The organism is Paenibacillus sp. (assembly GCF_035645195.1).
Lineage (GTDB): Bacteria > Bacillota > Bacilli > Paenibacillales > YIM-B00363 > Paenibacillus_AE.
Window position 1 is genome coordinate 21,366 of record NZ_DASQNA010000035.1, and the last position, 6,506, is coordinate 27,871.

At 58.9% G+C, this 6,506-nt stretch carries 5 protein-coding genes, 9 tRNA genes and 1 rRNA gene; 2 read left to right on the forward strand and 13 right to left on the reverse strand.

Annotated features, from left to right (window positions below):
• Positions 1–110: 110 nt before the first annotated feature.
• The 3 genes from VE009_RS18840 to VE009_RS18850 form a co-directional block, all read right to left on the reverse strand.
• Positions 111–1,229 (reverse strand): sn-glycerol-3-phosphate ABC transporter ATP-binding protein UgpC, encoded by a 1,119-nt coding sequence (locus VE009_RS18840; protein WP_325010271.1) that lies wholly within the window; start codon positions 1,227–1,229, stop codon positions 111–113.
• Between the two features lie 91 nt (positions 1,230–1,320).
• On the reverse strand, positions 1,321–2,346 hold the full coding sequence (locus VE009_RS18845; protein ID WP_325010273.1) for a PucR family transcriptional regulator: 1,026 nt from the start codon (positions 2,344–2,346) through the stop codon (positions 1,321–1,323).
• 46 nt (positions 2,347–2,392) lie between these two features.
• On the reverse strand, positions 2,393–3,319 hold the full coding sequence (locus VE009_RS18850) for an MraY family glycosyltransferase (protein WP_325010275.1): 927 nt from the start codon (positions 3,317–3,319) through the stop codon (positions 2,393–2,395).
• 109 nt (positions 3,320–3,428) lie between these two features.
• Between VE009_RS18850 and larA the strand changes: the two genes are divergently transcribed.
• Together larA and VE009_RS18860 are read left to right on the forward strand one after the other, a co-directional pair.
• Positions 3,429–4,691 (forward strand): nickel-dependent lactate racemase, encoded by a 1,263-nt coding sequence (larA, locus tag VE009_RS18855; protein ID WP_325010277.1) that lies wholly within the window; start codon positions 3,429–3,431, stop codon positions 4,689–4,691.
• Between the two features lie 27 nt (positions 4,692–4,718).
• Positions 4,719–5,303: a carbonic anhydrase gene (locus VE009_RS18860; RefSeq protein ID WP_325010279.1), complete on the forward strand. Its 585-nt coding sequence runs from the start codon at positions 4,719–4,721 to the stop codon at positions 5,301–5,303.
• A gap of 93 nt (positions 5,304–5,396) precedes the next feature.
• On the opposite strand, the gene VE009_RS18865 is transcribed toward VE009_RS18860, so the two are convergent.
• The 10 genes from VE009_RS18865 to VE009_RS18910 form a co-directional block, all read right to left on the reverse strand.
• Positions 5,397–5,472: transfer RNA gene (locus VE009_RS18865), tRNA-Lys, on the reverse strand.
• Between the two features lie 8 nt (positions 5,473–5,480).
• Positions 5,481–5,563: transfer RNA gene (locus tag VE009_RS18870), tRNA-Tyr, on the reverse strand.
• A gap of 9 nt (positions 5,564–5,572) precedes the next feature.
• Positions 5,573–5,648, reverse strand: a tRNA-Phe gene (locus VE009_RS18875).
• A gap of 13 nt (positions 5,649–5,661) precedes the next feature.
• Positions 5,662–5,738: transfer RNA gene (locus VE009_RS18880), tRNA-Asp, on the reverse strand.
• 12 nt (positions 5,739–5,750) lie between these two features.
• Positions 5,751–5,827 (reverse strand) — tRNA-Met (locus tag VE009_RS18885).
• Between the two features lie 16 nt (positions 5,828–5,843).
• A tRNA-Val gene (locus tag VE009_RS18890) sits at positions 5,844–5,919 on the reverse strand.
• Between the two features lie 9 nt (positions 5,920–5,928).
• Positions 5,929–6,005: transfer RNA gene (locus VE009_RS18895), tRNA-Met, on the reverse strand.
• 34 nt (positions 6,006–6,039) lie between these two features.
• A tRNA-Ser gene (locus VE009_RS18900) sits at positions 6,040–6,130 on the reverse strand.
• Positions 6,131–6,133: 3 nt separating this feature from the next.
• Positions 6,134–6,207, reverse strand: a tRNA-Met gene (locus tag VE009_RS18905).
• 87 nt (positions 6,208–6,294) lie between these two features.
• Positions 6,295–6,506 (reverse strand): 23S ribosomal RNA (locus VE009_RS18910); the annotation flags it as partial.

Here is a 6,506-nt window from a genome sequence, read left to right on the forward strand (position 1 = left end):
CAGATACCTCCTGTTTTAGGATACCTCGCGACGTTGTCGACGCATACCAAGACAGGTCATTTTCTTCTAAAAGCAAAAGCCACCCCTGCGGGTGGCTCTCGTCGGTCATCTTACAAGAATACGTTCTTTTCCGTTTCTTTGTCGAACACGTGCGCCTTGTTCATGTCGAACGCGAGGCGGAGGTTTGCGCCTTCCTTCACGCCCGCACGGCCGTCGACGCGCGCGATGATGGATTCGGTGCCGATTCCAGCGAGGTACAGGAACATTTCGTGGCCCAAGTTCTCGGCGACTTCGACGTTCGCGTTCACGATGCTGTTCGGGGACGCTTCAAGGAAGATCGGCTCTTGATGAATGTCTTCCGGACGAATGCCGAACACGACTTCTTTGCCGACGTAGCCCTTCTCGCGAAGCACTTTCGCGCGGCCTTCCGGGAACACGATGTCGACGCCGTTCGCCTTGAAGCGAACTTGGCCGCCCTCTTCGGACGTCCGGCCGCTGATGAAGTTCATCGCCGGGGAGCCGATGAAGCCTGCTACGAACATGTTGACCGGGTAGTTGTACACTTCTTCCGGCGTAGCGGCTTGCTGGATGAAGCCGTCCTTCATAACGACGATCCGGCTGCCCATCGTCATTGCTTCCGTCTGGTCGTGCGTTACGTATACGACGGTCGTCTCAAGGCGCTTGTGCAGCTTGGAGATTTCCGCGCGCATCTGTACGCGCAGCTTCGCGTCAAGGTTGGACAGCGGTTCGTCCATCAGGAACACTTGCGGTTCGCGGACGATCGCGCGGCCGAGGGCGACACGCTGACGCTGACCGCCGGAAAGCGCCTTCGGTTTACGCTCGAGCAGGTGCTCGATGTCGAGAATTTTCGCCGCTTCGCGGACGCGCTTGTCGATGTCGGCTTTCTTGAACTTACGGAGCTTCAAACCGAAAGCCATGTTTTGATATACGTTCATGTGCGGGTAGAGGGCGTAGGACTGGAATACCATCGCGATGTCGCGATCCTTCGGAGCCACATCGTTCACGAGGCGGTCGCCGATGTAGAGCGAACCCTCGGAGATTTCCTCGAGACCTGCGATCATCCGGAGCGTCGTCGATTTACCGCAGCCGGACGGACCGACCAATACCAAAAATTCCTTATCTTTAATATCCAAGTGGAAGTCGGATACGGAAGGCGTATCGGATCCCGGGTATCTTTTGTAAATGTGTTCCAAGCGTACTCCTGCCATGGTTAAGTCCCCCTTAACACGATTGATTTCTTGATAGCCTCATTCTACATCACCGTGGGCGGGACGACTATGCACAAGGTCTACAAAAAAACTATTTCCTTTTCGTTACTTTATACAACATCAGCGCGATTCGCACGAGCACCGCGTGATCGAAGTCTCGGACGTCCATGCCCGTCTCCTGTTTGAACTTGTCCAGCCGGTATAAAAGCGTATTCCTATGAATATATAAGCGCTTCGCCGTATCGCTGACGTTGCAATTTTCCGCGAAGAACGCCTCGATCGTCTGCAGCATCTCCGTCTCGAACGCCGGCTCCGCGCGCCGCAGCACCCCTTCCAGGAAGCGAAGCTTCGCTTTGCGCGGGGCGGCGTCGAGCAGCATCTCGAGCCGGAGCTCCCACGGCATATGGATGTTGGAGGAGACGCGGTACGCCCGGCCGAGCTCCACCGTTTCGCGCAGCGCCGCGGCGGTTTGCACGAGCGCCGTGCCCGGCGACACAGGGTACGTGGCGGCGACGTGGCATTCGCCGACCCATTCGTTCGCCGCCATATCCTGCAGCCCGGAGGCGAGCGCGGCGATCGCGTCTTCGAGCGTCTCCTCCTCGCCGTCGCGCTCCTGCGAGAGCAGCGTCTCGTCGGCCAGGATGAGCCACTCCTTCGCATGCAGCGGGACGAGCACGACGTCCGCTTCGAAGAACGACTTCAACAGCTTCTTCAGTTCGTCGTATACGGCAGACGTTTGGCGCTCCGAGTACTCGCCGTACAGAAGCAAGGGCAGCTTCACTCCGCCCAGCTTCGGCCAACGCGCCAGCCCGTCCGGCAGCGCCGCTTCATGGTCGCCGTGATCGAGCCGCTCCACCAGCCAAGCCGATAGCATCGCGGACTGGAGTTCCTCGTCGAACGTCCCGCCCTTCCCCTTGCGTTCGCTTCGCCGGCCTTGTTCTATTAGCAGCGCGATCAAATCTCTCTCCGTTTTCGTCAGTTCGCCATGCACGGCTATGACGCCGTCGTTCGCGGCGAACGATTCGATGCCAGGCGCCGGTTCAATTGCCGCTTCGTGCGCCGTCACCTTTTTGTCCAAAATCGCCTCAAGCTTCGTCCGCAGCGTCTCCAATTCCATGTCCGTCTCCCCACATCTGTCGGCATTTCTTTTTATTGTAACACAGTTATCCGACCGTTAAGAGCAGGAGGATCGACAGCAGCGAAAATACGGCGCCGACGAGATAGAGGAACGACACCGTCTGCCGCTGCGTCAATCCCCAATGCAGCAAGCTGTGGTGCGTATGCATTTTATCGGCGCAGTGAAGCCCTTTGCCGGCAAGCAGCCTTCTGGTGAACACGATCGCTGTGTCCATGATCGGCACTCCCAGCGCCAGCAGCGGCACGAATACCGACAAAGCGGCGGCGCTTTTCAGCGTTCCATCGACGGCGATGACGGCCAGCGCATATCCGAGGAACGTCGATCCGGCGTCGCCCATGAAAATTTTCGCAGGGTAAAAATTGTGCATGAGGAAGCCGAGCGCCGCGCCCGCGATGACGGCCGCCGCAATCGCCGTGGACGGCTGGCCCTTCAGCAGCGAGACGACGAACAGCGTCAGCGACGACAGGAACGCGATCCCCGCCGCCAATCCGTCGACGCCGTCGATGAAATTCATCATATTGATGAGCGCGAACACCCACAGCATCGTGGCCGCCGCTTGCCACAGGTCGGGAAGCATCCACATGCGGTCCCCGCCGATCCGGATGCCCGCGATCTCGATGCCGAACCACAGCGGAATCGTCGATACCGCGGCGTAAGCGATCACCCGCGGCCATACCGGGAATTCCTTGCCCCGGCTTTTGCATGCGTCGTCGATCAGGCCGATCCCGACCAGAACGGCTCCGCCGAGCACGATCGTTCCTGTCAGCGGCGTCGCCCCGAGCAGCATGAGCAGCAGGGCGGCGCATCCCGCATACATGGCTACTCCGCCCATGAGCGGGATCGGCGCGCGATGAATTTTCCGAGGCGACGGGCGATCGACGAAGCCGAACCGCAGCGCCGCCTGTCTTAGCGGCGGAACGACGCAGTGGACGGTTCCGAGCGCGGCGAGCATGGCGATGATGTAACGCAGAACGATTCCCCCTTTTCGTTATGCATAGGTTTGCCGGAATGCTTTCAGGGAATACCGGAAATAATTAGAGCGATAAGGAGTTGTTGCCTTCGTGCGGTTCGCATACGGTAACGACGAACTGACCGTCGATTGGCGGCAGGCTCGTCCGGACATTATCGCTTATTCTTCGCCGCCTATCGACGACGTCCGCATCGATGAAGCGCTTGAGGCAGCGCTGCGCGAGCCGATCGGATGCCCCCCGCTTTCCCAAGTCGCCCGCGATCGGAAAGACGCCGTCATCCTCGTGAGCGATCTCACGCGGCTGTGCCCGACGGCGCGCATGCTGCCGTTAACCCTGGACGCCCTGAACGAAGGCGGCATTCCCGACGACCGCATCCGCGTCGTCGTCGCGCTCGGCACGCACCGCTCGCAGACCGAGCGCGAGCTGCTCCGCATCGCCGGCGACGCGTTCGAGCGAGTGCGGGTGCTCAATCATTCCAGCGCTCCGGAGGATTGCCGATATATCGGAACGACGACGCTCGGCACGCGCATCGAGATCAACCGCGCCGTGCTCGACGCCGAGCTGCGGATCGCGATCGGCAATATCGAGCCGCATCGGCTCGTCGGCGTATCGGGAGGCGGCAAGGCGCTGTTCCCCGGCGTCGCTTCGAGCCGCTCCATCGAGGCGCATCATGCGCTGTCGCGACGGTTTCGGTGCGTGCCGGGCTTCGCGGAGAATCCGCTCCACCGCGATATCGAAGAGGCATGCGCCATGGCGCCGATTCACTTCCTCTTTAACGTCGTCGCGGACCACCTTCGAAGACCGCTGGGGGTATTCGCGGGAGACCCGTCGGAGGCGCACCGGGAAGGCGTCCGCTTCGCAAGGCGCCAGTTTCTTATCCCCGTCCGCCGCCGTTACGATGTCGTCGTCGCCTCCGCCGGCGGACATCCGAAAGATATGCAATTGTACCAGGCGATCAAATCGCTCGAGAACGCAGCCGGCTTCGCCGAACCGGGGGGAGACGTCTTGCTGATCGCTCGCTGCGAAGAAATATACGGCAACGGGGTGTTCCAGACGTGGGCCGAAACTCATGTCGACCGGGCTAGAGCGATTCGCGAGCTCGACGAACGGTTCGTGCTCGGCGCGCACAAGCTGCGCTTGCTCCATCGGGTGACGCAGCGCCATAACGTGCACCTGCATTCCGACATCCCTGAGCCGCTCGCCGTCCTGCTCGGCGTACGGCCTGTCTACGACATACAATCCTGGATCGACGAACGCCTGCAGTCGCATCGGTCCATCGCCGCTATTCCATGCGCCGCGTTAACGTTCCCCTCTTCGATCCCCAATGGCGCATCGGCTTCGAATCAGGTATAATATACTGTTGGGAAGGGGAGTGTACTGATGACTAGCTTGCAATCTATTTTGGAGTACAACCGCGAATTCGTAGAAGAGAAAAAGTACGAAGAGTTTCTTACGACGAAGTTTCCCGACAAAAAGATGGTCGTCCTGACATGCATGGACACTCGCTTGATCGACTTGCTGCCGAGAGCGATGAACCTGCGCAACGGCGACGCCAAAATTATTCGCAACGCGGGAGCGATCGTCACGCAGCCGTTCGGCAACATCATGCGCAGCATCTTGGTTGCCTTGTATGAGCTGAACGCGAAAGAAGTGTACGTCGTCGGCCACCACGAATGCGGCATGACCGGTCTTAACGCTTCGAATATTCTCGAGAAAGCGAAGGCGAGCGGCGTCGCCGAAAACACCGTCGATACGCTTCGCCATTCGGGCATCGACTTGGAGCGCTGGTTGACCGGCTTCGACAACGTTACGCAGGGCGTCATGAAGAGCGTGGAAATTATTAAAAATCATCCGCTGCTTCCGGCCGGCACGCCGGTACACGGCTTGATCATTCATCCGGAAACAGGCAAGCTGGACTTGCTCGTCGACGGCTACGAAAACTTGAAAACCCCAACCGGCGTATAACGCCGATTGGGTTTTTCTTTGACGCCTGCCTGGGAAAACAAAAAAACGTTCTCCCGGAGGAAGAACGTTCGTTGATCGTCGATAGAATAACACTGGTGAGCCATGAAGGACTCGAACCTTCGACACCCTGATTAAAAGTCAGGTGCTCTACCGACTGAGCTAATGGCTCATGGAGAGTGGAGGATGATGGATTCGAACCACCGAACCCGTAAGGGAAGAGATTTACAGTCTCCCGCGTTTGGCCACTTCGCTAATCCTCCATGAAACAATGGTGGCTTGGGACGGAATCGAACCGCCGACACATGGATTTTCAGTCCATTGCTCTACCGACTGAGCTACCAAGCCTTGAGAAGAAAAATGGCGGAGCCGACGGGATTCGAACCCGCGGTCTCCTGCGTGACAGGCAGGCATGTTAGGCCTCTACACCACGGCTCCGCGTTGGAAAATTGGTTGCGGGGGCAGGATTTGAACCTACGACCTTCGGGTTATGAGCCCGACGAGCTACCGGACTGCTCCACCCCGCGACGATATGAAATTAAATGGTGGGCGCTGACGGGATCGAACCGCCGACCCTCTGCTTGTAAGGCAGATGCTCTCCCAGCTGAGCTAAGCGCCCTGGGAATGTTGGTAGCGGCGGAGGGGATCGAACCCCCGACCTCACGGGTATGAACCGTACGCTCTAGCCAGCTGAGCTACGCCGCCACATTGTTAATGCTATCCCATCCTTATGAAGGGATGGCGGAGAGAGAGGGATTCGAACCCTCGCACCGCTTACGCAGTCTAACCCCTTAGCAGAGGGTCCCCTTGAGCCACTTGGGTATCTCTCCATATAGCGGCGGAGGGACTCGAACCCCCGACCTTTCGGGTATGAACCGAACGCTATAGCCAGCTAAGCTACGCCGCCTTGTCGACATAACAAAGCCCGCCGGTGCGGGCAGCTTTGTTGCGCCTTGAAAACCGGATGCGAAAGGAAACGATTAGCTGAGTGTTGTAGGATAAGCCCTCGACCGATTAGTATTCGTCAGCTGCACGCGTTGCCGCGCTTCCACCCCGAACCTATCGACCTGGTCGTCTACCAGGGGTCTTACGAATTGGGAAATCTCATCTTGAGGGGGGCTTCACGCTTAGATGCTTTCAGCGCTTATCCCGTCCGTACTTGGCTACCCAGCGGTGCTCCTGGCGGAACAACTGGTACACCAGCGG

What these genes read in the sequence shown, in the direction of transcription:
- VE009_RS18840 (WP_325010271.1), bottom strand. Translation starts at nt 1,229, where the DNA reads ATGGCAGGAGTACGCTTGGAACACATTTACAAAAGATACCCGGGATCC.
- VE009_RS18845 (WP_325010273.1), bottom strand. Translation starts at nt 2,346, where the DNA reads ATGGAATTGGAGACGCTGCGGACGAAGCTTGAGGCGATTTTGGACAAA.
- VE009_RS18850 (WP_325010275.1), bottom strand. Translation starts at nt 3,319, where the DNA reads ATGCTCGCCGCGCTCGGAACCGTCCACTGCGTCGTTCCGCCGCTAAGA.
- VE009_RS18860 (WP_325010279.1), top strand. Translation starts at nt 4,719, where the DNA reads ATGACTAGCTTGCAATCTATTTTGGAGTACAACCGCGAATTCGTAGAA.